General features: G+C 55.9%; 26 protein-coding genes. 12 read left to right on the forward strand and 14 right to left on the reverse strand.

The window, feature by feature from the left end; all coding sequences use genetic code 11:
• Positions 1–11: 11 nt before the first annotated feature.
• Positions 12–338, reverse strand: a complete 327-nt coding sequence (locus tag JQR86_RS12205; RefSeq protein ID WP_074827414.1) for a thioredoxin family protein — start codon at positions 336–338, stop codon at positions 12–14.
• A gap of 184 nt (positions 339–522) precedes the next feature.
• On the opposite strand from JQR86_RS12205, the gene JQR86_RS12210 reads away from it, so the two are divergent.
• Entirely contained in the window at positions 523–1,599 is a 1,077-nt protein-coding gene (locus JQR86_RS12210; protein WP_026003971.1) for a 3-deoxy-7-phosphoheptulonate synthase, read from the forward strand.
• Positions 1,600–1,652: 53 nt separating this feature from the next.
• Here JQR86_RS12210 and JQR86_RS12215 read toward each other — a convergent pair whose 3' ends face one another.
• Entirely contained in the window at positions 1,653–1,937 is a 285-nt protein-coding gene (locus tag JQR86_RS12215) for a GNAT family N-acetyltransferase (RefSeq protein WP_010797773.1), read from the reverse strand.
• 458 nt (positions 1,938–2,395) lie between these two features.
• Between JQR86_RS12215 and JQR86_RS12220 the strand changes: the two genes are divergently transcribed.
• Entirely contained in the window at positions 2,396–2,647 is a 252-nt protein-coding gene (locus JQR86_RS12220; RefSeq protein WP_026003970.1) for an Lpp/OprI family alanine-zipper lipoprotein, read from the forward strand.
• Positions 2,648–2,740: 93 nt separating this feature from the next.
• On the opposite strand, the gene JQR86_RS12225 is transcribed toward JQR86_RS12220, so the two are convergent.
• The 3 genes from JQR86_RS12225 to JQR86_RS12235 all read right to left on the reverse strand — a co-directional run bounded on the left by JQR86_RS12225 (position 2,741) and on the right by JQR86_RS12235 (position 4,805).
• The gene (locus JQR86_RS12225) at positions 2,741–3,721 is read right to left on the reverse strand and encodes a L,D-transpeptidase family protein (protein ID WP_010797771.1); all 981 of its coding nucleotides are present in this window, start codon (positions 3,719–3,721) and stop codon (positions 2,741–2,743) included.
• A gap of 70 nt (positions 3,722–3,791) precedes the next feature.
• Positions 3,792–4,073, reverse strand: coding sequence for a hypothetical protein (locus JQR86_RS12230; protein ID WP_010797770.1), 282 nt, complete (start codon positions 4,071–4,073; stop codon positions 3,792–3,794).
• A 102-nt stretch (positions 4,074–4,175) separates the two neighbouring features.
• Positions 4,176–4,805, reverse strand: coding sequence for an arylesterase (locus JQR86_RS12235; protein ID WP_434153643.1), 630 nt, complete (start codon positions 4,803–4,805; stop codon positions 4,176–4,178).
• Between the two features lie 11 nt (positions 4,806–4,816).
• Here JQR86_RS12235 and JQR86_RS12240 point away from each other — a divergent pair, with 11 nt between their 5' ends.
• Genes JQR86_RS12240 through greB form a run of 3 tightly spaced genes read left to right on the forward strand, consistent with a single transcriptional unit; the run spans position 4,817 to position 8,528 of the window.
• Positions 4,817–5,497: an ABC transporter ATP-binding protein gene (locus tag JQR86_RS12240; protein ID WP_010797768.1), complete on the forward strand. Its 681-nt coding sequence runs from the start codon at positions 4,817–4,819 to the stop codon at positions 5,495–5,497.
• The gene (locus JQR86_RS12245; protein ID WP_434153644.1) at positions 5,498–8,005 is read left to right on the forward strand and encodes an ABC transporter permease; all 2,508 of its coding nucleotides are present in this window, start codon (positions 5,498–5,500) and stop codon (positions 8,003–8,005) included.
• Between the two features lie 25 nt (positions 8,006–8,030).
• On the forward strand, positions 8,031–8,528 hold the full coding sequence (gene greB / locus JQR86_RS12250; protein WP_010797766.1) for a transcription elongation factor GreB: 498 nt from the start codon (positions 8,031–8,033) through the stop codon (positions 8,526–8,528).
• On the opposite strand, the gene JQR86_RS12255 is transcribed toward greB, so the two are convergent.
• Together JQR86_RS12255 and JQR86_RS12260 are read right to left on the reverse strand one after the other, a co-directional pair.
• Positions 8,519–8,833 carry a hypothetical protein gene (locus JQR86_RS12255; RefSeq protein ID WP_037030853.1) on the reverse strand — a complete coding sequence of 105 codons (315 nt, stop codon included), beginning with the start codon at positions 8,831–8,833 and terminating at the stop codon, positions 8,519–8,521. The two genes, greB and JQR86_RS12255, sit on opposite strands and share 10 nt — an antisense overlap.
• A 182-nt stretch (positions 8,834–9,015) precedes the next feature.
• On the reverse strand, positions 9,016–10,437 hold the full coding sequence (locus JQR86_RS12260) for a transglycosylase SLT domain-containing protein (protein WP_434153645.1): 1,422 nt from the start codon (positions 10,435–10,437) through the stop codon (positions 9,016–9,018).
• Positions 10,438–10,611: 174 nt separating this feature from the next.
• Here JQR86_RS12260 and JQR86_RS12265 point away from each other — a divergent pair, with 174 nt between their 5' ends.
• The 3 genes from JQR86_RS12265 to JQR86_RS12275 all read left to right on the forward strand — a co-directional run bounded on the left by JQR86_RS12265 (position 10,612) and on the right by JQR86_RS12275 (position 13,324).
• On the forward strand, positions 10,612–11,436 hold the full coding sequence (locus JQR86_RS12265) for a TatD family hydrolase (protein WP_312271409.1): 825 nt from the start codon (positions 10,612–10,614) through the stop codon (positions 11,434–11,436).
• Between the two features lie 509 nt (positions 11,437–11,945).
• Positions 11,946–13,019: a methyl-accepting chemotaxis protein gene (locus JQR86_RS12270; RefSeq protein WP_434154906.1), complete on the forward strand. Its 1,074-nt coding sequence runs from the start codon at positions 11,946–11,948 to the stop codon at positions 13,017–13,019.
• Between the two features lie 95 nt (positions 13,020–13,114).
• On the forward strand, positions 13,115–13,324 hold the full coding sequence (locus JQR86_RS12275; RefSeq protein WP_125888931.1) for a hypothetical protein: 210 nt from the start codon (positions 13,115–13,117) through the stop codon (positions 13,322–13,324).
• A 13-nt stretch (positions 13,325–13,337) separates the two neighbouring features.
• On the opposite strand, the gene JQR86_RS12280 is transcribed toward JQR86_RS12275, so the two are convergent.
• The 4 genes from JQR86_RS12280 to pyrF form a co-directional block, all read right to left on the reverse strand.
• Positions 13,338–15,341, reverse strand: coding sequence for a transglutaminase TgpA family protein (locus JQR86_RS12280; RefSeq protein WP_407363122.1), 2,004 nt, complete (start codon positions 15,339–15,341; stop codon positions 13,338–13,340).
• Positions 15,338–16,294, reverse strand: a complete 957-nt coding sequence (locus JQR86_RS12285; RefSeq protein ID WP_407363121.1) for a DUF58 domain-containing protein — start codon at positions 16,292–16,294, stop codon at positions 15,338–15,340. The genes JQR86_RS12280 and JQR86_RS12285 overlap by 4 nt, the downstream gene beginning before the upstream one ends.
• A gap of 5 nt (positions 16,295–16,299) precedes the next feature.
• Positions 16,300–17,217 (reverse strand): AAA family ATPase, encoded by a 918-nt coding sequence (locus JQR86_RS12290; RefSeq protein ID WP_010797758.1) that lies wholly within the window; start codon positions 17,215–17,217, stop codon positions 16,300–16,302.
• A 126-nt stretch (positions 17,218–17,343) separates the two neighbouring features.
• Positions 17,344–18,042 carry an orotidine-5'-phosphate decarboxylase gene (gene pyrF, locus JQR86_RS12295; protein ID WP_407363120.1) on the reverse strand — a complete coding sequence of 233 codons (699 nt, stop codon included), beginning with the start codon at positions 18,040–18,042 and terminating at the stop codon, positions 17,344–17,346.
• A 226-nt stretch (positions 18,043–18,268) separates the two neighbouring features.
• On the opposite strand from pyrF, the gene eat reads away from it, so the two are divergent.
• From eat to JQR86_RS12315, 4 genes are read left to right on the forward strand one after another with little or no spacing between them, the layout of a single operon-like run.
• Complete coding sequence (gene eat, locus JQR86_RS12300; protein WP_407363119.1) at positions 18,269–19,639, forward strand: ethanolamine permease; 1,371 nt, start codon at positions 18,269–18,271, stop codon at positions 19,637–19,639.
• Between the two features lie 59 nt (positions 19,640–19,698).
• Positions 19,699–21,093: an ethanolamine ammonia-lyase subunit EutB gene (locus tag JQR86_RS12305; RefSeq protein WP_434153646.1), complete on the forward strand. Its 1,395-nt coding sequence runs from the start codon at positions 19,699–19,701 to the stop codon at positions 21,091–21,093.
• On the forward strand, positions 21,093–21,869 hold the full coding sequence (eutC, locus tag JQR86_RS12310; RefSeq protein ID WP_407363361.1) for an ethanolamine ammonia-lyase subunit EutC: 777 nt from the start codon (positions 21,093–21,095) through the stop codon (positions 21,867–21,869). The genes JQR86_RS12305 and eutC overlap by 1 nt, the downstream gene beginning before the upstream one ends.
• Positions 21,870–21,917: 48 nt before the next feature.
• On the forward strand, positions 21,918–22,085 hold the full coding sequence (locus JQR86_RS12315) for a DUF2897 family protein (protein ID WP_010797753.1): 168 nt from the start codon (positions 21,918–21,920) through the stop codon (positions 22,083–22,085).
• A gap of 17 nt (positions 22,086–22,102) precedes the next feature.
• Here JQR86_RS12315 and JQR86_RS12320 read toward each other — a convergent pair whose 3' ends face one another.
• The 3 genes from JQR86_RS12320 to JQR86_RS12330 are packed head-to-tail and all read right to left on the reverse strand — an operon-like array spanning position 22,103 to position 24,537.
• Positions 22,103–22,672 carry a hypothetical protein gene (locus tag JQR86_RS12320; RefSeq protein WP_407363117.1) on the reverse strand — a complete coding sequence of 190 codons (570 nt, stop codon included), beginning with the start codon at positions 22,670–22,672 and terminating at the stop codon, positions 22,103–22,105.
• A gap of 9 nt (positions 22,673–22,681) precedes the next feature.
• The gene (locus JQR86_RS12325) at positions 22,682–23,038 is read right to left on the reverse strand and encodes a hypothetical protein (protein ID WP_125912962.1); all 357 of its coding nucleotides are present in this window, start codon (positions 23,036–23,038) and stop codon (positions 22,682–22,684) included.
• Between the two features lie 59 nt (positions 23,039–23,097).
• A complete protein-coding gene (locus tag JQR86_RS12330; protein ID WP_010797750.1) occupies positions 23,098–24,537 on the reverse strand; it encodes a PLP-dependent aminotransferase family protein in 1,440 nt (479 codons plus the stop codon).
• Positions 24,538–24,699 lie beyond the last annotated feature (162 nt).

Here is a 24,699-nt window from a genome sequence, read left to right on the forward strand (position 1 = left end):
CACTTCTCTCATCAAGGTAAATCATCAGCATCACGGCTCAGACAAGCCAGAATTCCCTGATTCAATTCAGACTCGGTCATCCGCGTTTTCAGCCCGCCATAAAATAGCCCCTGACGTACTACGAACAGAGCAGGCAAGTGAAATACCTCATAGCGCTGCACCATTCCTCCGTTTCGCTCCGCATCGACCCAGGCGATTTGATCGCATGGCAAGTTCATCTCCGGCAAGCGCTCTCGCGCCCACCGGCAACTTGAGCACCCTTCACTGGTGAAGATAAGCAACGTTACTCCCGAAAGCGCCAACAACGCCTGATCCGCATCAAGATCGCTTAATTCCACAAAGCCTCGCTATTTCGTACTGGTCAAGACATTCAAGGACGCAACAGGCCGCTTCGTCTCTCGAACCGGAAAAGGCCATTGTCGCCTCCTATGAAGACACGTTATGGTTAGCCTCTTGTCCACCTTTTACCGCGTAACGCCAGCCGGTTATGCCCAAGCAGGCACCGTGGCCTCCGAGAACACTATGGCCGATTTACCTATAAATGACCTAAACGTCGTATCAAACGACCCCCTGATAACGCCTGAGCGACTCAAACTAGAGATTCCTTTGACCGAAAGCGCCTCCAAGACAGTCGCTCAGGGTCGCCAGGTGGTGCGTGATATCCTTGATGGCAAGGATCATCGGATTTTTGTCGTGATTGGCCCCTGCTCCATTCATGACATCAAGGCAGCCCACGAGTACGCCGACCGCCTGAAGGTTCTGGCCGAAAAAGTTTCCGATACCCTCTTCCTTGTCATGCGGGTGTATTTTGAGAAGCCGCGGACGACAGTCGGCTGGAAAGGGCTTATCAACGATCCCTACCTGGACGACTCCTTCAAGATTCAGGATGGTTTGCACATTGGTCGCCAATTGCTGCTGGAGCTGGCCGAGAAAGGCTTGCCTACTGCCACCGAAGCACTAGATCCCATCTCACCACAGTATCTTCAGGACCTGATCAGCTGGTCTGCAATTGGCGCCCGGACCACGGAGTCCCAAACGCACCGTGAAATGGCTTCCGGCCTTTCATCGGCCGTTGGCTTCAAGAACGGCACCGATGGCAGCCTGACCGTTGCTATCAACGCCTTGCAATCGGTCTCAAACCCACATCGTTTCCTCGGCATCAATCAGCAGGGACAGGTCTCGATCGTGCAAACCAAAGGTAACCCCTACGGTCATGTGGTTCTGCGCGGCGGTAACGGCAAACCGAACTACGACTCGGTCAGCGTTGCGGTATGCGAACGTGAATTAAGCAAAGCCAAGGTCAAGGCTAATATCATGGTGGATTGCAGCCATGCAAACTCTAACAAGGATGCCTCACTGCAGCCGCTGGTAATGGATAACGTTGCCAACCAGATAATCGAAGGCAACCAGTCCATTATCGGATTGATGGTAGAGAGCCATCTGGGCTACGGCAACCAGCCGATTCCTAAGGATCTCAACGAACTGAAATACGGCGTTTCGGTTACAGATGCCTGCATCGATTGGGAAATGACGGAACAGAGCATCATGAGCATGCATAACAAGCTCAAGGACGTACTGCCCAAGCGCAAGCGCGATTGATTGCCAGTCTTCTTATAGCCGGGTTCTTTACCCGGCTTTTTTATGCCTGTCGATTAGTGAGGAGCCGTTAGCTTCTGCTGACGCCGCTCGATATAACGCTCGACATAGGAGCAGGATGGAATGACGCTGTAGCCACGTGACTCCGCGTAAGTCAGTGCGTGTTCGGCTAACGCTGCGGCTATTCCCCTGCCCCGCAGATTATCGGGCACAAAGGTTCTGTAAAAATCCATGGTCTGCTTACCAAGATCCATATAGGCAAGATACGCGCGCTGCCCATCGACGTGGATGACAAACTGGTGAGATGAGAGGTCGTGGTCGATTGAAAACGACTCGTTCATATCTGCTCCTTGGCGGAAAACCGATTACCCGCCTTATCTCTCTTATTGGGAAGCGACATTGCTGCCGAGCCTATTTTCAGACTACAGAAATGGCTGCCCCGTTCGGGCCGGCCATCGTACAACAATCATGACCTTAGGCTTAATACAACGAGCATCTGGCGCAAGACTAAGAGCTTAATAGTGCGTTGAAGTTTGCATTAATACAACCCATTAGCCTTGTAACTGTTTGCCTTAGTCGCGCTCCTTATACCGTCAGAAAACCCGTCATCAGTCACCCTTGGACACTTTTTAAGCAACGCAATGTCAATTTATCGAGCTTATGAAAGGGAAAGTGAAAAAAACTCGCGAACCTTGCATTCGCTCAGTTTACTTACTACACGTTATGAGTAGTATGTAGCGCGCAATTTTCCGCTGGGAAATTTGCACTCTATATGGAAGTCCACCTCAAGGGGATAATGATGAACAACGCTCTGAAATTTGCCGCTCTGGCTCTGGCAGCTGCCCTGGCTACTGGTTGCAGCCACGCTTCCAAAGAAAGCGAAGCCCGTCTGACCGCTACTGAAGACGCTGCTGCTCGCGCTCAGGCTCGTGCTGACGAAGCTTATCGTCATGCTGACGACGCTCTGGCTGCTGCTCAGAAAGCTCAGCAGACTGCTGACGAAGCTAACGAGCGCGCTCTGCGTATGCTGGAAAAAGCCAGCCGCAAATAATAGGTCTCTGACCTGTTAAGCCGACTCTCGGGTCGGCTTTTGCGAGCAACAAAAAGCCCGCCATTTTGGCGGGCTTTTTGTTGCCACACTGTTTTATAACGCTGCAGCAGGCTGATCAGCGGCAGTCGCAGCAGTTTGCGAAGCCTGATTGATGGTAGCAGCCACCTCTACGGGCAGACCATCCTGCGCCGTGACGATGTCCTTTACCAATTCCCAGTTCAGCTCAGCGTGACCACTCAAGTCCTCGCGACGGATCATGGCATTCACCACAGCCGTGTGCTGGTCGATCATGGCCGGCTTGCCATTTTCGCTCGAGAGCGGCTCATGCGCCTCCAGATACAGCTTGCCTTGGCTGATACCAAACTTGTAAGGCTCGTTGATGATGCGTACAGGGGTGTTCACCGGAACCATTCCAACGAACTCCTTGAGATCCTCATTCAGCATCCGGAAACAGCCGTGGCTGACCTGCATGCCGATACCAAATTTCTTGTTGGAACCGTGGATCAGATAACCTGGTAGCGCAAGGTTCAACTTGTAGGGTCCAAGCGGATTGTCCGGCCCCGGCGGAACCACGGCAGGAAGCGGATCACCATCGGCGGCGTGCTCGGCACGAATCGATGCAGGCGGATACCAGCTGGGGTCCTTGGTCTTGGCGGTGATTCGGGTAGTCCCAACAGGCGACCCCCATCCTTCACGTCCAATTCCCAATGGGTAGGTGAAAACCGTATTACCCCCTTTGGGGTAGTAGTACATACGGTACTCAGCCAGATTAATGACAACCCCTTCACGCGGCCCAGGCGGCAGGATGAACCGTGTAGGCAGAACCACTTCGGTACCCGCCCCTGGCAGCCAGGCATCAACACCCGGGTTCGCTGCCACCATCTCCGAATAGCCAAGATCGTACTTCTCACCGAGGTCTGCAAATGTGTCTTCGTAGGCGGCCTTGATAACCTGCACCTCGCCCACGATATCTTCACCAGGCGGTGGAAGCGGCAATTCCAGGGCGCAAGCCGTACCGGCAGTCAGACTAACGGCAAGCGATAAACAGGCGATAGATGATGCGCGAGACAACATCGAAAAATCCTTTGAAAAGAATGCTGTAAATAGTGTCAGTGTAACACTGCGCCTATAAGGCCGTGAGACCTTAGAGGAACGAAACAGTACCCACTTCACCCCGTTTATCTGCTTCCAGACGTTCCATGCACTGGGGGCATAACTGCGAGTGTCTCAGCCAATGCCGAGCCAATGGCTGAAACTTGGGCTCGGCCGGGAGAAGGCTGCCGCACAATGTGCGATCGGCATGTCCACCTAGCTCAAGCTGGCGTGCAACGATGTGCAGCCGTGTTGTCCGGCAGGCGAACAGATCGAGCTGTGAATCAGGCACGATAAGTTGAAAGCCAAACAAGGACCAGGCGTGACGCGACATTTGAGGCTCCAGAAGGGGGGCGCAACCTTAACGGAAAGGCGTTGACCTGAAAAGCAGGTGAACCGGATTTAACCGCCCCAAACTGTAAAATCTTACAAAATGTCAGTGCTTTGCATTCTGCGTCCGTTCAAGCAAGGGCTGTAAGGCTTGCCAGGCATTTTCCAGTAGTCTTGGCTGTCCGGCTGCATTGGGATGAATTCCGTCTGGCTGCATGTACTGCTCTATTCCTCCAACCCCCTCCAGAAAGAAGGGCACCAGTGCGACCTTTTTTTCTTCAGCCAGACTGGAATAAACCGCAGCGAAACGCTCGGTATACTGAATGCCATAGTTGGGCGGCAATCGCATTCCTAGAAGCAGTACCTTGGCACCTGCCTGCTTGGACTGGTCAATCATTGATGCAAGATTCTGTTGCAATTGCGCAGGGGGCTGGCCACGCAAACCATCATTGCCGCCCAGCTCAATCAGCACAACATCAGGCTTGTGCTCATTAAGTAACGGCGATAGCCGGGAAAGCCCGCCGGCACTGGTGTCACCGCTAATCGAGGCATTGATGACCTTGTAGCTGCCCTTCTGTTCGTCCAGCCGTTTTTCAAGCAGCGAAGCCCATCCTTGGCCCGTTTCTATCCCCAAACCGGCACTGATACTATCTCCAACGATCAAAAGCGTCTGTGCTGCGGCGTGTTGCGCAGTTAGAAACAGCGCGAGACAGCCGCCCGATAACCATTTACGCATGCGGAATCCTCATGAGCGCCAGCATTCTAGTTGCCCAGAACCTTAGCAAGGTTGTACCCAGCGCGGAAGGTGAACTCACCATCCTTCATGGCCTCGACCTTGAATTGGCAAAGGGCGACAGCCTGGCCATCGTAGGCAGCTCAGGCTCCGGCAAATCCACTCTGCTAGGCCTGTTGGCCGGGTTAGATCAGCCGAGTGAGGGGGATGTTGTTCTGGCGGGACATGCTCTGGCCGCATTGTCAGAGGATGAGCGTGCGCGAATACGTGCCGAGCATGTCGGATTCGTTTTTCAGTCGTTTCAACTGCTCGACAGCCTGACCGCTTTAGAAAATGTCATGCTGCCCATGGAGCTTGAAGGTTACAAAAATGCGCGTGATCGCGCCGAGTCTCTTCTGGAACGAGTCAATCTGGGGCATCGCCTGAGTCATTATCCGCGCCAGCTTTCTGGAGGTGAGCAGCAACGAGTCGCCATCGCACGGGCGTTCGCTGCTAACCCCAAGGTGTTGTTTGCCGACGAGCCTACCGGGAACCTGGATACCACTACTGGCGCCCGTATCAGTGACCTGCTGTTCGAACTGAACACAGAGCTTGGAACCACCCTGGTGCTGGTGACCCATGATGAGCGACTCGCGCAGCGATGTAATCGTCTGATACGTCTGGAAAGCGGCCGCCTAGTCACATTGGAGGCCTGAATGACTCGCCTCCCCTTCTTCCGATTATTGCGTCAAGCCAGCCGGCAGCTTATGCGAGAAGTTCGAGCCGGAGAGCTGCGAGTGCTCTTCTTTGCACTGGTGATTGCGGTTGCCTCAAGCTGTGCGATCGGTTATTTCACGGCTCGCCTGAACGAAGCCATGGTGTTGAGGGCCACGGAGTTTCTAGGCGGCGACCTGGCACTGCGAGGTACATCGGCAGCTCGTCAGGAGCAGATCGATGCCGGCCTTGCCCAAGGGCTGAAACATGCTCAAACCATAGAGTTTTCCAGCGTCATTGCCGGTGAACAGGCCATTCAACTGTCCAGCGTCAAAGCCGTCAGCGGCTCCTATCCGCTCAGGGGACAGCTCAAGAGCACGCTCACTCCACAAAGTCAGGAAACAGTTGGAGGCCTTCCAGATCCTGGGGAGGCCTGGGTCGAGGCTCGTCTGTTACCGGCACTTGAACTGAAGATAGGTGACACGATCGATGTTGGTCGTAAAACACTACGTATCTCTCGCATCCTGACCTACGAACCCGATCGCGCTGGGGACTTTTACAGTTTGACGCCACGTGTCCTGATGAACAGTGCAGACCTGCCGGCCACTGAAGTCATCCAGCCGGGCAGCCGGGTTCGCTACCGAGACCTCTGGAGTGGAGCGACCGATCAGCTGGAGCGTTACCGGGCAACGCTCGAACGTAGTCTCGATGTCAATCAGCGAATCGAGGACCCACGCGACGGTAATCGTCAGCTCGGCAGCGCCCTGGACCGAGCGCAACGCTACCTGGGATTAGCGAGCCTCGCCGCCGTGTTGTTGGCTGGCGTGGCCGTGGCCATGTCGGCCAATCGCTTCGCAGTCAGGCGCTTCGACGCAAGCGCTCTGCTCCGCTGCCTTGGGCTTTCGCGCCGGGAAGCCTTGATTCTGTATAGCGTGCAACTGGCCATGCTCGGACTGGCGGCCAGCGTACTGGGTGCTGTACTGGGCTGGCTTGCCCAATTTCTGCTCTTCCACCTGATGGCAGGGTTGCTGCCCGCAACAATCCCCAGTGCAGGACTATTTCCAGCACTTGCGGGTATGGGGACGGGCCTGATCGCGCTTGCTGGTTTCGCGTTGCCGCCCCTGGCTGCACTTGGCCGAGTCCCGCCCCTGCGCGTTCTGCGCAGCGACCTTCTTCCTGTTCCTCCTAGAAGCTGGATCGTCTATGGTACTGCCCTGCTGGCCTTAGGGCTGATCATGTGGCGGTTATCGCTGGACCTCAGGCTAACCCTGGCACTGCTAGGTGGCGGACTGGCTGCCACAGTAGTGCTTGGCGGACTAATGCTGCTGGGCTTGAAAGGATTACGCCGCATGCTAGCCTCGGCACCGCTTGCCTGGCGTTTGGGGCTGGGCCAATTGCTTCGTCATCCAGTCGCTGCTGCCGGACAGGCCCTGGCATTTGGGCTGATTTTGTTGGCGATGGCGCTTATCGCCTTGTTGCGCGGAGAAATACTGGACCGCTGGCAGGACCAGCTGCCAGCGGACTCCCCCAATTATTTTGCACTCAATATCCTGCCTGCCGAGAAGGACGCCTTTGCGGCACAGATCAGCCAGCTGTCGCCCAATCCGAAACCGTTATATCCCATCGTGCAGGGTCGTTTGGTGTTGATCAATGGCGAGCCTGCCAGCGAGGTCGTAGAAAGCGAGTCACGCGGAGACCGCGCCACGCGTCGCGACCTTAGTCTTACCTGGGCTGACACACTACCCTCAGGTAATGTCATCACTGCCGGACGGTGGTGGGACGCCACACCTCCAACACGTGATCTGCCGGGCGTATCCGTAGAAGCAGAACTAGCCAAGAGCCTCAAAGTAGGGATAGGCGATCATCTCAGCTTCAATATTGCCGGCAAGATCATAGAGGCGCAGGTGAGTAGTCTGCGAACCGTGGACTGGAATAACTTTCAGCCCAATTTCTTCATGATCTTTCAGACGGGAACGTTTACCAATGTTCCCGTCACCTATCTCACCAGCTTTTACATTCCGCCTGGCCATGACCGGGCCATGGTTGAGTTGGCACGTCAGTTTCCAGCCGCGACGTTATTGCCTATCGATGCGATCCTTGCGCAACTACGCAGCATCCTGGGCCAAGTAACCATTGCGGTAGAATTCGTCTTGCTCTTTGTATTGGCCGCTGGAATGACGGTCTTGTTTGCCGGTCTTCAATCCACACTGGATGAGCGCATACGCCAGGGTGCACTTTTGCGGGCACTGGGATCAGAGCGACGACTCCTGATACGCACCCGCCGGGTTGAATTTGCCTTGCTTGGCGCAACCAGTGGACTTTTGGCAGCATTAGGGTGTGAGATCATTACAGCTTTGCTGTATCGCCTTGTGTTCGATATGCCATGGCAACCACACCCATGGCTTTTGCTGCTTCCCCTGATAGGCGCAGCAATGATTGCTGCAGCCGGTCTTTTGGGAACAAGACGGGCATTGACGGTCAGTCCGCTACGCATTCTGCGGGAAGGTTAATCAGGTTTTTATATGGAATGGATGTATGAGTCGATACCGACCGCCTCGTAGCGCAGGCACCCCTTTGATTACGCCCGAAGGCGAAGCGCGCCTGCGCGCCGAGCTGCATGAGCTCTGGAATGTCCGTCGACCACAAGTCACGCAGTCCGTGAGCGAAGCGGCGGCCCAGGGTGATCGTTCAGAGAATGCCGAGTACACCTACGGCAAGAAAATGCTGCGTGAAATCGATAGCCGTGTACGTTTTTTGCGTAAGCGATTGGAGAATCTCAAGGTTATCAGCGAGCGGCCGGCAGATCCCAACAAGGTGTATTTTGGCGCCTGGGTAACCCTGGAAGATGACGAGGGTGAACAGGCTCGCTATCGCATCGTAGGACCGGATGAGTTCGACATAAAACTCAACCAGATCAGCATCGACGCCCCGCTGGCTCGTGCCATGGTCGGTAAACCGCTGGATGCGGAAATTACCGTGCAGACACCAACCGGCGAGAAGCGCTGGTACATCGTAGAAATTGATTACCCCTGACGCCGGGTAATCACGCCTTGCCGGGCGATCCGTGTCAATTCATGCACGACCGCAGCCGCCTGGTCCCTGGAAGGCGCTTCGATGACGGCGAAGTCAAACATGTCCTTGGCAAATTGGCTCAACTCCTGCGGTTGCTGGGCAAAACGGATCTGGAAGGAGCGAGAAGCAGGCCAACGCCTTGGCCAGCCTTCCAGATACCGGAGCAGTGTGGGCTGGTGCAGTCCGCCAAGCAAAATGGAAGGATGCGAGCTGAGCGATCCGTGAGTAATGGGGGTCAGGCGCAATTGGCAGTGGGAAATGGTCATGGTGATGGTATCCGCCTCATAAGTCCCGCTGGTCAGCGGTGAGGCAATCACCGGCCAGCGCTTTAGCGGTATTTTTTGAGTCTCGATAGACTCGCGCCCCGCAAGTTGCTGTTTAAATCGGCGCATTCGAATCCTAGGCAAGCGGTACTCATGCTGTCAAGCACGGCGGTTTGCCAACCGGATTAACGACTGGTAATACGGATGCTGCGCTTGCCCTCTTCCAGCCGGTCACGCTCGCGGGCATACGCCAGATAGTATTTATTAACGCTGCTGACGTAATTGACGACGCCCATCCCATATTTTTCAGAGGCAATTCGCTCGACCTGAAAGAACCACTTGTTAGGGTTAAGCCCCTGTCGCTTCGCTTCGGTCCGCAGCCGCTGAACCCGCTCTGGTCCCAGGTTGTAAGCTGCGAGAACAAAAGCCCGACGCTCACGCTCATCCAGCGTGCGGCTTGAAAAGAATTGGCGGCGCAGCTTTGCCATGTAGCGAGCAGCAGCCTGCACATTGCCGTCAACCGTGCGAATATTCTTGACCCCAACGCTTCGGGCCGCCGATGGTGTAATTTGCATCAGCCCTGTTGCGCCACCGCTACCTTTGGCAGCGCCATCCAGACCTGATTCCTTGTAAGCCATAGCCGCCAGGGTTAGCCAATCCAGATTGTAAGTGTTCGCGTATCGCTTCAGGACCGGACGAACTTTGGTAAGCCGCTGGTGATCGTCTGCACCTAACGGATTCCGGACCTTGGAACTGCCTTTGTAGGCCTTTTGAAACGCCACATCGCTGCCGGTCGGCATACGATGCTCAGCCAGAAAGCCATTCACCGCTTTACGCAGTTCAGGGGTATCGCGCCGGACAAACCAAGTCATGTCCTGCTGCTTGGCCACTACTAGCCGCCGCTCTACATGAAGCTTGGGCAAGACCTTGGCCCAGCGGTCTGCAATAGGCTGTTCAACGACCGTAAGGGAGAAGATTCCAGCGGAAACCATTTCCAGCACATCCTCAACACCCAGGCTGGAGTCAACCCGCTCAAGCTCGATGGGCTTGAGCTTACGCTTAGCCAGTTGCGCATTCAGCTCGCGCAACGCGGGTTCGGCTGCGCTACCGGCTGGCAGATTGAGCTGGCGACCCGACAGCTGATCCAAACGAGTATAGCGACGCTGCCCTGATCGGCTGACGACTACAAGTGGCGTATTGGTCATCAGTGGATGGCTGCGTACGATCTTGGTCCCGATAGGCCCGGAAAACAGCTCACCCGGAGCAGCAATATCACCCTCACCCCGCTCTAGCGCAGCCAGTAATTCCTCTTTAGGCTTTGGGATGAAAACAACCTTGAGCGGCTGAGCCTTTTTGCCCTTGGCGTTGAGATACTGCTCGAAGGCATCAAGACGACGGTACTCTATGCCGATGGGCCTGCCGTCCAGTTCGCCGGAGCTGTTACGGTTCTGATTGACCAGGACACGCAGCACGCCTGCCGTTCGAATCGCAGACAGGTCACGTACGGTCTTCTCCTGCTTCCAGTGCTCTGTACTTCCGACCCGTGCCTGGGCAGGAAAAGGTGACAACAACAGCAGACAACACACAACAATAAGATGACGCGCCATCCGGTTCTCCATGGTTGGCCAAGCGCAAGACAAGGCGCAACGACGCCCTCCCTTTCCAGGAGGCAATGGAAGCCGAACTACCCATGAACACCGACATAATCCTGTTCATGATCGACTTTTTTATTAAATGGACAGACTGATACTCAGCTGGCCACCGTTTATTAGGTATTTCTCATGCAACTGATCGACATCGGCGTCAATCTGACTCATCCCAGCCTGGCGCGAGAAGCCGAAGCCGTTATTGAGCGAGCGCACACAGCGGGTGTCGTTCAAATGGTACTGACCGGCACAAGCCTTGCTGAAAGCGAGGCTGCGCTCGAACTTTGCCGCACGCTGGATGACTCGAATACGCTGTTTACAACAGCCGGCATTCATCCACACGAAGCAGCAAGCTGGACCGCCACGACAGGTAACAGCCTCAAGGCGCTGGCAAAAGAGCAGAAAGTACGTGCTCTTGGCGAATGCGGACTGGACTTCAACCGCGACATTGCTCCCCGCTCCGTGCAAGAGAAAGCGCTTGAAGAACAACTGGCCATAGCCGTTGAACTACAACTTCCGGTCTTCCTGCATGAACGAGACGCCAGCGAACGTCTGCTGGCCATTATACGCGATTTTCGCGACAAGCTTCCCGCGGCTGTCGTGCACTGCTTTACCGGCGAAAAACAGGCCCTCTATCAATACTTGGATCTGGACCTGCACATCGGTATTACCGGCTGGATTTGTGACGAGCGTCGCGGTACACACCTTCATCCTCTGATGAATGACATTCCCATGGGCCGCCTGATGCTGGAAAGCGACGCGCCTTATCTGCTACCGCGCACGCTACGCCCCAAACCCAAGAGTGGGCATAACGAACCAGCATTCCTGACTGAAGTACTGCATGAAGTGGCTCGCCATCGTCACGAGTCGCCTCAGGCCCTCGCCGCACATACCACAGTCACAGCCCGGCAGTTTTTCAGCCTGCCGGTGATTGAAGCGAGTTTTGAAGATCCGACCTAAAGCTGCTCTTTATTGTGCCGTTAACCTGAGTGGAAAGAAGCGGTCGCCTCTGTAGACCGCTTCGACATTTTGTTCCGGCTCTATGCTGGGAAAAACTCCCGTTACGGACACAACATTCCATGAGTGGTTGGATTCGAGACATTTCCCTGAAGTACAAATTCTGGGCCGTCAACGCCGTTGCTTTCTTTACGACGTTGTTACTGGTCTTGTTTGCCATGCATCTTGAGCAGAATGCCCGCCTTGATGCCGGCCAGAACGCTGCCAGACTGGAAGCCAGCCATCTATCGACGTTAGCGGCTGCTCAATTCCCGGTTACAGAAACAGCGGTGAAACTCAACGATACCGCTGCGCTAGCGCGTCTTGGAGTCGATGCAGTCTCGCTGAGTGGAAAGCGGGACTGGGTGGAACTGGAGCGCAGCGAAGCGCTGGCAGGAGCCTGGGTTGCCCAGACCTTCGATGGTCAGCCGTTTGCCATAACCGTTGAGCGGGTGAGCTTTGGCGAGGTCTTCATGCATCGCGCCTTCGAATACGGTGTGGCCGTTTTCGTGCTAATGCTGGTACTACTGTGCGCCTCTCAGCTTCTGATCCGTTTCATTCTGACCAACCTGCATACACTCAAGGATGTCATGCTGCACGTAGAGCGCAGTGGTGACCTGTCGGCACGAGTACCGCTCAACAGCCGTGACGAAGTCGGCCAGATGGCCAACGCGTTCAATGCAATGCAGGGGGGCTATCAACGTATTGTCATGACGGTGACCGAGACCGCCACTCGACTGGATGAGGGCGCAGCACGTCTGGCCAGTACGATGCGGGAAGTACAGCGCGGCATGTTGAATCAGCAGAGCGAAACGGACCAGACGGCAACAGCCATCAATGAGATGTCTGCAACGGTCCATCACATCGCCCAGCACACCGCCGACACTCGGGATCAATCCAAGGAAGCCGATCGTTTAGCCGGTGCCGGACAGGCCGTAGTCGAGCGCGTCAGCCAGTCGATCTCCGGACTTTCCCAGGGTGTTCAGCAGACGGCTGAAATGATCCAGCATCTGGCTGACAACAGCCAGAAAATCAGCAGCGTCGTCAGTGTCATTCATGGTATTGCCGAACAGACAAACCTGCTGGCACTCAATGCCGCCATTGAAGCAGCTCGCGCGGGCGAAATGGGCCGCGGGTTTGCCGTCGTGGCTGACGAGGTCCGTAATCTGGCACAGCGTGTACAGGATTCAACCAACGAAATCACTCAGATGATTGCAACGCTTCAGGCAGGAACGCGCGATGCGGTTGAATTCATGAACGAAAGTTCGATCAAAGCAGATGGATGTGTTGAAGAAGCTGCCGAAGCCGGACAGGCCTTGGCGGCGATTGCTGGAGCCGTGGCGCAGATGCGCGACAGCAACACGCAGATTGCGGTTGCCGCCGAGCAGCAGTCTCACGTAGCAGAGGAAATGAGCCGCTCAGTGGTCGGTATACGAGACGTTACCGAGCATACCGTACGGCAGACATCCGATGCATCGGCAACCAGTCAGGAGCTGGCCGCATTGGCGGGCGACCTGAACAGGGCCATCCAACAGCTCAAGCTTTAAGCACAAGCAATCTATGGCTTTGATAGTGAGGAACGATTCGCGACCACATTATCAAAGCCCTTACAGTAAGTGTATCAATTAACAGGAGTGCAATCATGCGCCATATGATGAATCGGGCCTCCTCACGCGATACGGCACTGATGCTGTCGGTCCCGCTTGTCAGCCTGTCTGCGCTGACTGTTACCAGCGGCCTGCTGTGCCATAGTCTTACCAGTGTTGCAGTGGGCGTCGTAGGTATCGTAGCGGCAATGGCGATCCAGTTTCACGAGCCGAGCAAGAAGTCCCACTCGCTTTTTGTCAGCTGATCGAGCGCTCTCTCTAGGCCTGATCAGTGCTTTTTGATGTTCTTAGAGCGTTTTTCAAAGCCTTTAGCTGCGCTTTAAGAAGATGTTCATCCACAGTTTCGCGGCTGTAGCGCTGACGTTCGAAGGTCAGGCAGAACGCTTCAATTTCGCCTTGCTGGTGAGGGAGTCGTTGAATAGTACGCTGCATGAAATGACGGACGGTTTCAGCTTTCTCACGAGTCAGCCCGTAGCGCCTTACCACTCGTTCGAACTGATTGAATAGCCGTGTTTGTGGGTCAGTTGCCTGTTTCCAGGGTTTGAGCAGCCATACCGCCAATAGCCCCATCAACAGTCCCCCACCGCCAACAAGCGTCGCAACAAACGTGGCACTATCGACCTTGCCAAACCAATTCCGCAGCAGGTCGCCTTGCGTCTCAGCCTGATAATTTAGAACCCAGCGTTGCCAGCCATAGTTGAGCCTGTCCCACGCCATCCGGGCTTCGTTAAGCCAGGCGAGTTGTCGATAGCGCATCGGTGAGAAGGGTGACGACTCTAGAAAAGCACCTTCACCTCGTGCACTTGACAACGCATCCTCAAGGCCACGCTCTACCCGCTCGGGCGCGACTTGGGCCGTAGGGTCGGCGCTTACCCAGCCTTTTCCGGAAACCCAGTACTCTACCCAGGCGTGTGCATCAAATTGATGGACCGTCAAGTAATTACCTGCCTGGTTGTATTCTCCTCCCTGATAACCCGCCACCATACGTGCAGGGATACCGGCGACACGCAGGAGAAATGTCATCGCACCAGCATAATGGGCGCAAAAGCCACGACGATGCTCAAAGAGAAAGGCATCGATAGCATTCGTCCCTCCGACTGGCGGTTTGAGGGTGTAAATAAAAGGCTCCTCACGAAAATAGCGCAGTATCGCCTCTGCCAATGCCTGAGGCTCGGGATAGCGCTGCTGCAGATCTTTAATCCAGGCACGCGCTTGCAGGTCGTTGTTGGTAGGCAGTTGTAGTGCGCGCCGTGAGTTGGCCGGACTTATAGCCTCCTCGCGTATCACCTGCGGCCATGATGTCGCTTCGTACATCAAAGGTGTATCAACGGGTCTTCGGCGTTGCAGGTGGAAATCTCCGACCAGCCTGACGTCACTCTGATTGGTTTGCGGCACGTCTAGCGCAAACAGCCAAGGCTTCTGGCTCGGCTCCATAACCACCGTGTAGTGAATAGCAACGCCAGCCGGTTGCCATTGTGGGACGGTGCTGTAGGCAGTTTCCTGGCTGACCGACCAGCGCTGGCCATCGAAGCGCTCGAAAGTTACTGCTCTCCAGTAAAGCGTATTGCGTAGCGGAGGCGTCCCTTCGAAGCTGACTCGAAATGCCCGCTCGGCAGATTGGGAAAGTTCGGCAATCTCGCCGGGAGCGATATTGTCCGAAAGCCCCGTTACGGCCTTGTCACCCGATTGTGGCATTGACCACAACGGTCCCACGCGTGGAAAGAAGAGAAACAACACGAGCATGAGTGGCAGTGCCTGAAGCACCAGACTTCCGGCCAGCCTGTAGGTAGGCCATGGCCGATGCGCCATGCCGCTCTGTTGGAGGCCAATGAGCGCCGCTAGCAGCGTAGAGATGGGCAACAGGCTATACAAGGCGGCAAGAAAGCTGTCGTCAAACAGGTAAGCAATGACAACCGCAAAAAAGCCCAGAAAGATCACTACCAAGGCATCCCGCCTTGTGTTCATTTCGACCAGCTTGAGCACAAACATTGAGATGAGCAGCGCGGTTCCGCCGTCCAGCCCGATCACCGTACCTTGGGCGAACCAGACACTAGCGGCAGCTACAATCAGCAAGCCGGCCTTTTCAATCCGGGTAGGCGCCCGAGCCCTCATCCTAAACTGCTGAACACGCCAGAACGCGCACCCCAGCCACAGCCCGACGATCCAGAACGGCAGATGGAACAAGTGGGGCGCAATGACTAATGCTTGGGCAACCAGCAACCAGGTCAGTGCGATACGGGGGATAGGTTGAGCGGCTGTCATGAGGGCTGCCCGAACAGAGCCAGTGCCTTGAGCGATGCCGACTGATGTGCCTCACCGGTATCAGGACCCAGCACGGTTCCTGGTAAGCGCAGCCCAAACCGTTGCTGCTTGGTGGAGCAAACCAGAACCCAGTGGCACAGTTGGGATAGTCGTGCTTCGACATCTCCGTCCAATACAGAAAAGTCGAGCCATAAATCACTGCCTGTCAGCATGGCGAAATCCCGGACCAATAGGCCCTGTCCACGCGAGTACGCTTTCCAGTCCAGCCGGCGACGTGAGTCCCCTGGTTGGTAAGGTCTGAGTCCCAGAAAATCATCAGCACCCTGCCCTTGAGTGCGGGCACCTTCGTCAGCGTCTGCGTCAAGACCCGCCGGCAACAGCAAATCACCCGGTATCGGTTTTGGGTAGATCAAGGCTTTCTGCTCCAGATCAAGCCAGCTCCATGCCACCATCAGCCCCAGCGGAAATCGGCTTTCTACCCGCAGCCTGCCGGGCCTCAACCATCCCCGCCTCACGGGTGTCAGGAAGAGGTCCAACTCACTGGCGCTACCTGCCTCGACATCGGTGTATTGAAGCGTGTCCTTACCCCACCCGATTGCAATGGCCTGATGGGCGCGCCCTTCATCGTCCAGACGCACCCGAAACCGCACGGGCTCGTCGACGAACGCCGGCGCTGACCCAGCTGCCGTCAACCGCAGTCCCGCCAGATTTCGATAGGTATGCAGGATGGTGACGATCCCAACCGAAAACAGCAGAAACGTCAGGCCGTACGCCAAGCTGTTCTGGTAGTTGATGGCTGCAAGCAGCATCAAAATCAACGCAACGCCAAACGCTGTGCCCTGGCGGGTGGGAAGGATAAAAATGCGCTTCTGGTGCAATACCATGGATGGCGCAGCGGGTATGCGTCGATCGAGCCAGGCGCTCCACTGACGACGGAAAGAACCTGCCTTCATAAGCGTCAGAGTGCCGGGACTTCACGGAGCAGCCATTGGACCAGCGCCCCGCCCCCATGACCGGCAGGATCAGCCTGATCCCGCAGACGATGTCCGGCTACGGCAGGCAAGACAACCTGAACATCCTCAGGAATTACATAGTCACGACCGTCCAACAGCGCCCAGGCGCGGGCGGCACCCAGCAGCGCCAGACTGCCTCTTGGTGAGAGACCCAGGGCAAAGTTAGGTTGCGTACGGGTTGCTTCGACCAGACGCAGCACATAGTCCACCACCGCATCGCTGGCATGGATATTGGGCACTTCGTTCTGGATAGCAGCCAGCTGCCGGTGATCCAGCAGGGGCTCCAGCCTGGGAAGCTGGTCTCTACCCGATCCACCCAACAGCAATGCTCGCTCGGCTGCGCGGCCTGGATAGCCCAGCGAAAGCCGCATCAAAAAGCGATCCAGCTGGGACTCGGGCAATGCAAACGTTCCCCCCTGAGAAACAGGGTTCTGGGTCGCGATGACAAAGAACGGCTCCGGTAGTGGGCGAGTCGCACCCTCAATAGTGACCTGCCCCTCCTCCATCGCCTCCAGTAGTGCACTCTGGCTTTTTGGCGTTGCCCGGTTTATTTCGTCGGCCAGTAGCAACTCGGTAAAAACCGGGCCCTGGTGAAAGACGAACTGCCCAGTGTCCTTGTCAAAGACAGAGGTACCCAAAATATCGCCAGGCAACAGATCGGAGGTGAACTGGATACGTTGAAACGAAAGGCCGAGTACCTTGGCCAGGGCATGGCTCAGCGTGGTCTTGCCCATACCGGGCAAGTCTTCAATCAGTAAGTGACCTTTGGCGAGCAGGCAGGTCATGGCCAGGCGGACTTGCTTGTCCTTGCCGAGCAGGACCCTGTCGACTGCTTGGAGACAGGTTTCCAGTTGCGCGTGCATTACGTTCTCCTTTTGAACAGCCCGATGCTACTTGAACCGTACAAGCGAAGAACAGGGCTTGAAATCTTTTGTGACGCTCGCAGGCAACGCTCATGCTAGAGCGAGCCATGCGAGCTTCTCCTGATTTCAGCGTAGATCAGCCAGGATAGCCGTCAATGCCGCCGCGGGTTCACTGGCGCGGCTGATGGGGCGGCCGATCACCAGATAATCGGATCCGGCGTTCAGCGCCTCACGAGGCGTAAGAATACGACGCTGATCATCCAACGCACTGCCTGCCGGGCGAATACCCGGAGTGACCAGCTGCAGGCTGGGGTGAGCAGCCTTGAGCGAAGAGGCTTCCTGAGCCGAACATACCAGCCCGTCCATGCCAGCGCGCTCAGCCAGTCCGGCCAGACGCAGGACTTGCTCCTTGGGGTCGATGTCCAGACCGATACCTGCCAGGTCTTCGCGCTCCATGCTGGTCAGCACCGTCACGCCAATAAGCAGTGGCTTGGGACCGGAAAGGGTGTCGAGCGTCTCCCGGCAGGCTGTCATCATACGCAAACCGCCCGAGCAATGGACGTTCACCATCCAGACGCCCTGCTCGGCAGCAGCCTTGACGGCCATGGCGGTGGTATTGGGAATGTCATGAAATTTGAGATCCAGAAAGACCTCGAAGCCCCTGGCATGCAGCGCTTCGATGACAGGTCTGCCATGGGAAGTAAACAGCTCTTTGCCCACTTTGACGCGGCACTGCGCCGGATCGAGTTGATCCGCCAACGCCAGGGCGCCCTCGGCAGTAGGAAAATCCAGGGCGACAATAATCGGTGTCTGGCAAGCAGGCATGGCACTCTCACATATGAATCCAGGGAAGCCCTATTGTCGCAGAAAGCCATTTCCCGGCAAAAGGATTGCTTGTCTGCTACACCCATGCACCAAAACAAAGAGTCACTTTTTGGCTGGCGCCCTACGTTTGGGCAGCTATGGTGTTAGAAAGCCGCCAAAAAGCCAATAACAGGCTGGCATGCTCGCTGCAATGGTTACCCGTGAACCCACTCGGTGAGAAGACAAGATGACTACACAATTAAAACCCGCCTTGGGCACCTTGCATCTCTGGGGTATCGCTGTAGGCCTGGTCATTTCGGGGGAGTATTTCGGCTGGAGTTACGGCTGGGGCGTAGCCGGAACGCTCGGCTTTTTGGTAACGGCGCTTATTATCGCCGCCATGTATACCGCATTTATTTTCAGCTTTACCGAACTCACCACAGCCATTCCCCATGCAGGAGGCCCTTTTGCCTACAGCAGCCGTGCCTTTGGCGAGAAAGGCGGTCTGATTGCCGGCCTTGCCACGCTGATCGAGTTTGTCTTTGCACCGCCTGCCATCGCCATGGCCATCGGTGCCTACCTGAATGTTCAGTACCCTGCGCTTGATCCCAAACTTGCAGCCGTAGGCGCCTACATCACGTTCATGACACTCAATATTCTGGGCGTAAAGCTGGCAGCCACCTTTGAGCTGGTCGTGACCGTACTGGCCGTTCTGGAGTTGCTGGTCTTCATGGGCGTAGTAGCACCCGGTTTCAGCTTCAGCAATTTTGCTCTTAATGGCTGGGCAGGCTCGGATACCTTTGGTATGCCCGCCATTACTGGAATTTTCGCTGCCATCCCTTTCGCAATCTGGTTCTTTCTTGCCATCGAAGGCGCTGCAATGGCGGCCGAAGAAGCCAAGGATCCCAAGCGCACCATTCCCAAAGCCTACACGACGGGCATTCTGACACTGGTGGTACTGGCCATTGGCGTCATGCTTTTCGCAGGCGGCGTTGGAGACTGGCGTACGCTTTCCAACATCAATGATCCCTTACCGCAGGCCATGAAGATGGTGGTAGGCGAAAATTCCGGTTGGCTACACATGCTCGTATGGATCGGCCTGTTTGGTCTGGTAGCCAGCTTCCACGGAATCATTCTGGGATACTCCCGCCAGTTCTTTGCCTTGGCGCGAGCAGGCTATCTGCCCGTCGGACTCGCCAAACTGTCACGCTTCCAGACGCCCCATCGCGCCATCATTGCAGGTGGGGTCGTGGGCGTTGCGGCTATCTATAGCGACGGGCTCATCAACCTCCAAGGCATGTCGTTGACTGCCGCCATGATTACTATGTCGGTATTTGGTGCTATCGTCATGTACATCATGAGCATGCTGAGCCTGTTCAGGCTGCGCCGCACCGAACCTAACCTGCCGCGCAGTTACCGTGCGCTCGGCTACCCTTTCGTACCCGCGTTGGCATTGGCCATTGCACTGGTCTGCCTGGTCGCCATGGCATGGTTCAACCCAGTCATAGGCCTCGTCTTTCTAACCTTCATGGGCGTCGGCTTCGTCTACTTTCTTTTTACCGCACGCCAGCGTGCCCAGGCGCCCACGGATAGCCTGCTGAAGGTCAACGCCATATGAGCCTGATAGCACGTGTCCTCGGGATGGCCTTCTAAGACATTCACAGAACCGGAGTGTGTATGATCTACCAGACCATCATCGGCCATCAGACCTATCGCTTCGAAGACCTCAAGACACTTCTGGCGAAGGCCAGTCCGGCGCGCTCGGGTGACGAACTGGCCGGGCTTGTGGCCGGCTCGGCAGAGGAGCGTATGGCTGCCAGGATCGCGTTGGCGGATGTCCCGCTCAAACGCTTTCTTGAGGAGGCCTTGATTCCCTACGAGCAGGACGACGTAACACGCCTGATCATCGACAGTCACGACGCGTTTGCATTTGCCCCTATCAGTCATCTCACCGTAGGCGATTTTCGTGATTGGCTCCTGCTCGACAGTACGGACAGCAAAACCCTGACAGCGGTCTCGCCAGGCATCACGCCTGAGATGGCCGCCGCTGTCAGCAAACTGATGCGCAATCAAGATCTGATCCTGGTAGCCAAAAAATGCCAGGTCATAACCCGCTTCCGCAATACGATAGGCTTGCCCGGCCATCTTTCGGTACGCCTGCAGCCCAATCACCCTACTGACGATTTGCAAGGCATTGCGGCCAGCATGCTGGATGGCTTGCTCTACGGTGCAGGCGATGCCGTTGTCGGTATCAATCCGGCCAGTGACTCGCTTTCAACGTTGACGTCGCTGTGGGAGATGATGGATGAGCTGCGTCAGCACTTTGATATTCCCATGCAGACGTGTGTACTGACCCACGTCACCACCCAAATCAAGGCGATCGAAAAAGGCGCCCCGGTTGATCTAGTCTTTCAATCCATTGCCGGCACGCAAAAGACCAACGATAGCTTTGGTGTAACGCTGAGCCTGTTACAGGAAGCCCATGATGCGGCCCGTTCACTCAAGCGGGGCACGCTGGGCGATAACGTCATGTATTTCGAGACAGGTCAAGGTAGTGCCCTCTCTGCCAGCGCACACCATGGTGTTGACCAGCAGACCTGCGAAGCACGTGCTTACGCGGTCGCGCGGACGTTCAAACCGCTACTGACCAATACGGTGGTTGGCTTTATCGGTCCCGAGTACCTCTACGATGGAAAGCAGATCATCCGGGCCGGCCTTGAAGACCATTTCTGCGCCAAGCTGCTGGGCGTCCCGATGGGCTGCGACGTGTGCTACACCAACCATGCCGAAGCGGATCAGGATGACATGGACACACTCATGACGCTTTTGGGCGTCGCCGGGTTGACCTACATCATGGGTATTCCAGGCGCTGACGACATTATGCTCAACTACCAGAGCACTTCCTTTCATGATGGACTTTATCTGCGCAGCGTACTGGATTTAAGGCGTGCCCCCGAATTTGAAGCCTGGCTGACCCGCATGTCCATTACAGAGCCCTCCGGACAGCTACGAGACATCAACCGCGAGCACCAGCTGCTACGTGCCCTGCCCCACCTGCCGGGAGCCGCATGATGACGGCCGCCAAACCTACGCTGGTCCAGACAAACCCCTGGGACGAACTGCGCACCCATACGTCGGCACGTATAGCATTGGGCCGTGTTGGCTCAAGCCTCCCCACGGCGGAAGTACTTCGATTCGGCCTGGCTCATGCGCAAGCAAGAGATGCCGTACACCATCCGCTGGATGTCCATATGCTGAGCGAGCAACTCCAGTCAAAAGGTTTTCATACGATTCATGTACACAGCCAGGCTGCGGATCGGCAGCAGTATTTATTACGCCCGGATCATGGCCGAATGCTGGATATCGCCAGCCGTGAGCAGTTAATGGCTGAAGCGCCTGCCCCGGACATCGCTATCGTCATTGCCGATGGGCTGTCGTCCTTTGCGGCCAGTAGCCATGCAGTTCCCATACTTGAGCTACTAAAGGAGCGTTTCGATACCGACTGGTCCCAAATACCCGTGGTCATTGCCGAGCAAGCCCGCGTGGCCTTGGGTGACGAGATTGGAGAGCGGCTCAATGCCCAGCTGGTAATCGTGATGATCGGAGAGCGACCTGGTCTTACATCGCCTGACAGCCTCGGATTATACGTTACCTACCAGCCCCGCCGCGGACGTATGGATAGCGAGCGTAACTGTATTTCCAATGTACGGCCCGAGGGGCTCCCGTACCGCTTGGCGGTTCATAAACTCGACTACCTGATCAAGCAGGCCTTAAAGCTAAAATTGACCGGGGTCAACTTGAAAGACGATAGCGTTTTACCCTTGCTTAAAAGCACTCCTACTGCCTAGGCGGGTCTAAGCAGCATAGACTGTTTCATTTGCACGGAGGACTGCACCATGCCCTGGTATGCCTGGCTTTTCTTGATTATTGCGGTGGGCTCGATTGTAGGTAGCCTGTTGATGCTTCGCAGCTCGGCCAACAAGGTAGAGCTCACCGATGAGCAGCGTCAGCGGATCCGTCAGCGAAACGCGGAGATGGACGCCAAGGATGCCCGGAATCGCTAGGTATCCTAAGTTGTGACTTAGCGCCTGAACTCAAACTGCAACTCAGCACCTTCGAAATCATCTGAGCGTTCGCGATTTAGTATTCGACCGCTCAGGTTGAATCGATCATCCTCCTCATGCTTGTCGAACAGCGGAGGAAGCATGCCCGTCGGCTCTTTTTGCTCTGCTGTAACAGGCACTGCGCTCTCGATAAGCTCTTTGGGAATACTCAGGTCAACCTTGAGTGGCTCCTCCGGTTCGGGAAGCTTCTGTTTTACAGTCTTGGGCAACGGTTTGGGCTTTGGTTTTTCAATAACCAGCTCAGGCTTTTTGTCCGGCTGAGGAGCCGGCACAGGCTCCTCATCAAAGCTTTCAGGGACACGGGAGGTGAGGATGGGTTCCTGCCGGGCCGAAGTGTCCGGTACTGGCTTGGCATGGGAAGCTGCTGGCGATACTGGTTTTGGCGCGGTCTGCTCTACAGAGGCCGCCTGCGGTTCGGCTGGTTTTTGGGGCGGTTCCTTTTCCGGCTTATCACACCCACTGAGTATCAATACCAGCGCCAGCCAGCACGGCTTATGACCACTCACCATCCAACGTAGAGTCCTCATAAGAAAGCCTCAGGCAGAACGTCGTGAACTCCTTCCTGTGAAGATGGCCCACAGCAATAGCGCATAGCACACTGCGGTTACCAGGTTGCCGACGGCGTTGAGTAACGCATACGCCCACCCTGGCGCCAGTGGGATCTGCCAGAGCGGCAGTAAAACCGGCAATGCCAGCGTAAGCGCGCTATAGGCTGCAAGCCAGACAAGCAGGATGACCATACTCAACAGGCATAACAGGCTCGCCTTGCGGTGCGTTCGCCATTTCAGGCAAGCCACCAGCAGCCCTGTCAGCCAAACAAGCACCAGCGGTACATTGCCTAGCACTCCAATCATCGGCAGCCAGCTTGCGGCCTCGGTCGAGCCCATCGACACTTTTACCTCTTCACGCCTAATGTAAACAGACTCACAAAATGGCGAACGAGTTCACACCGTTAAGCAGCTACCTGAGCCTCTTGGCAGAGCTGATTGGCCAGTATTCCAATCGTCATCAAAGCGCGCTCGGTTTGTCGATTCCACGCCATCCCGCAATTGAGCCGAATACAATTATTGAATTGATCCGTATTGCTGAAAATGATGCCTGGCGCAATGCTAATGCCCTCCTGCAACGCCCGGAGGTGGAGATCCTTCGTATTGACCCTGGCTGGAAGGCTCACCCAGAGAATGAAGCCGCCGATAGGTCGGCTCATTTGGGTTCCCTCCGGAAAGTACTGTTGAACGGCCAGCTGCCAAGCCGTCATATTCTTGCGGTATTCCTGTCTGATGGAGCGTAGATGACGGTCATACCCGCCATTTTCAAGATAAGCCGCTACACCCATTTGCGTGAGACTACAGGCAGAGTGGGTGGTAAAGGTCTGTAAGCGCTGAATGTCCGACTGGTATTGATTGGCAATGACCCAACCGATACGCACACCAGGTGAGATCGTCTTGGAAAAACTTGAACAATAGACAACCCTGCCGTTCCGATCATGGGCTTTCAACGCCTTCGTCGCACCGACCTCATAGAACAATTCACCGTAGATATCGTCCTCAATGATCATGAAGTCCCGCTCATTGGCAAGCCTTAGCAGCTGCTTTTGACGCGCCTCAGGCATTGTACTGCCTAGGGGATTGCTCAGCCGGGAGGTCATGACTAGCGCCTTTACAGGCCACTGCCGCGCGGCCAGCTGCAATGCCTCTACGCTTAGGCCGGTCTGTGGGTCACAGGGAATCTCGACCACCTTGAGACCTAGCACATCAGCCAATTGCAGCAAGCCGTAATAGGTAGGCGATTCGGTAGCGATCAAATCACCCGGTTTGGTCAGCACACGCAGGGACATCTGCAAGGCGTCCACACAGCCATGGGTAATAACAACCTCAGAAGGCGCTACCGAGACCCCGGCATCCCGCATACGGATCGCAACCTGGCGGCGCAAGGGCTCGTAACCCGGGCTGTACATATAACTGAACGCACGCTGACTATGAAAGCGCGTCACCTTGCTGATCTGCTGATGCAGGGCCCGGATAGGTAGAAAATCCACATTAGGAATGGCAGCCCCGAAAGGAACCACATCATCTCGTCGGGACTCCAGAAGCACTTGATTGATAATGTCACCGCGAGTGACCAGGGTCGGCCGCTCTACCCTGCCGATTTCAGGTGTAGGCGCTGTCAAGGCAGGCGTCTGGTGTACGTAAAACCCTGACTGGGGACGAGCCCGGATAAGCCCTTGGTCTTCCAGTGTGGCATAAGCTTGCAAAACACTTGCGTGACTGACGCCCAGCTGCTGACTCATCTTGCGAACAGAGGGAACGCGCTCGCCTGGTTGGTAGACACCCCGGCGAATATCTTCAGCCAACTGATGAGCGATACGTTGATAGAGCAACAGATTCGTCATGGCACGCATTCCCTTGGTCACTGAACCGAAACAGTAGCATCGTCTTACCAGATTGCACCGGTACAGCTTGGTAAATTTAGGACAATACAGCCAGCGCTAACGGATAATCAGTCGGCAATGAAACAAGGGATGCCGCTTTTAAGCATGAGCGCGACAGGCAGG

The sequence above is a fragment of the Pseudomonas sp. JZ134 genome (assembly GCF_051027695.1).
GTDB lineage: Bacteria > Pseudomonadota > Gammaproteobacteria > Pseudomonadales > Pseudomonadaceae > Chryseomonas > Chryseomonas luteola.

Excerpts from the sequence above, each read along its gene's own strand:
- JQR86_RS12210 (WP_026003971.1), top strand. The coding sequence starts at position 523 with ATGGCCGATTTACCTATAAATGACCTAAACGTCGTATCAAACGACCCC.
- JQR86_RS12215 (WP_010797773.1), bottom strand. The coding sequence starts at position 1,937 with ATGAACGAGTCGTTTTCAATCGACCACGACCTCTCATCTCACCAGTTT.
- JQR86_RS12220 (WP_026003970.1), top strand. The coding sequence starts at position 2,396 with ATGAACAACGCTCTGAAATTTGCCGCTCTGGCTCTGGCAGCTGCCCTG.
- JQR86_RS12225 (WP_010797771.1), bottom strand. The coding sequence starts at position 3,721 with ATGTTGTCTCGCGCATCATCTATCGCCTGTTTATCGCTTGCCGTTAGT.
- JQR86_RS12230 (WP_010797770.1), bottom strand. The coding sequence starts at position 4,073 with ATGTCGCGTCACGCCTGGTCCTTGTTTGGCTTTCAACTTATCGTGCCT.
- JQR86_RS12235 (WP_434153643.1), bottom strand. The coding sequence starts at position 4,805 with ATGCGTAAATGGTTATCGGGCGGCTGTCTCGCGCTGTTTCTAACTGCG.
- JQR86_RS12240 (WP_010797768.1), top strand. The coding sequence starts at position 4,817 with ATGAGCGCCAGCATTCTAGTTGCCCAGAACCTTAGCAAGGTTGTACCC.
- JQR86_RS12245 (WP_434153644.1), top strand. The coding sequence starts at position 5,498 with ATGACTCGCCTCCCCTTCTTCCGATTATTGCGTCAAGCCAGCCGGCAG.
- greB (WP_010797766.1), top strand. The coding sequence starts at position 8,031 with ATGAGTCGATACCGACCGCCTCGTAGCGCAGGCACCCCTTTGATTACG.
- JQR86_RS12255 (WP_037030853.1), bottom strand. The coding sequence starts at position 8,833 with ATGACCATTTCCCACTGCCAATTGCGCCTGACCCCCATTACTCACGGA.
- JQR86_RS12260 (WP_434153645.1), bottom strand. The coding sequence starts at position 10,437 with ATGGCGCGTCATCTTATTGTTGTGTGTTGTCTGCTGTTGTTGTCACCT.
- JQR86_RS12265 (WP_312271409.1), top strand. The coding sequence starts at position 10,612 with ATGCAACTGATCGACATCGGCGTCAATCTGACTCATCCCAGCCTGGCG.
- JQR86_RS12270 (WP_434154906.1), top strand. The coding sequence starts at position 11,946 with ATGCATCGCGCCTTCGAATACGGTGTGGCCGTTTTCGTGCTAATGCTG.
- JQR86_RS12275 (WP_125888931.1), top strand. The coding sequence starts at position 13,115 with ATGCGCCATATGATGAATCGGGCCTCCTCACGCGATACGGCACTGATG.
- JQR86_RS12280 (WP_407363122.1), bottom strand. The coding sequence starts at position 15,341 with ATGACAGCCGCTCAACCTATCCCCCGTATCGCACTGACCTGGTTGCTG.
- JQR86_RS12285 (WP_407363121.1), bottom strand. The coding sequence starts at position 16,294 with ATGAAGGCAGGTTCTTTCCGTCGTCAGTGGAGCGCCTGGCTCGATCGA.
- JQR86_RS12290 (WP_010797758.1), bottom strand. The coding sequence starts at position 17,217 with ATGCACGCGCAACTGGAAACCTGTCTCCAAGCAGTCGACAGGGTCCTG.
- pyrF (WP_407363120.1), bottom strand. The coding sequence starts at position 18,042 with ATGCCTGCTTGCCAGACACCGATTATTGTCGCCCTGGATTTTCCTACT.
- eat (WP_407363119.1), top strand. The coding sequence starts at position 18,269 with ATGACTACACAATTAAAACCCGCCTTGGGCACCTTGCATCTCTGGGGT.
- JQR86_RS12305 (WP_434153646.1), top strand. The coding sequence starts at position 19,699 with ATGATCTACCAGACCATCATCGGCCATCAGACCTATCGCTTCGAAGAC.
- eutC (WP_407363361.1), top strand. The coding sequence starts at position 21,093 with ATGACGGCCGCCAAACCTACGCTGGTCCAGACAAACCCCTGGGACGAA.
- JQR86_RS12315 (WP_010797753.1), top strand. The coding sequence starts at position 21,918 with ATGCCCTGGTATGCCTGGCTTTTCTTGATTATTGCGGTGGGCTCGATT.
- JQR86_RS12320 (WP_407363117.1), bottom strand. The coding sequence starts at position 22,672 with ATGAGGACTCTACGTTGGATGGTGAGTGGTCATAAGCCGTGCTGGCTG.
- JQR86_RS12330 (WP_010797750.1), bottom strand. The coding sequence starts at position 24,537 with ATGACGAATCTGTTGCTCTATCAACGTATCGCTCATCAGTTGGCTGAA.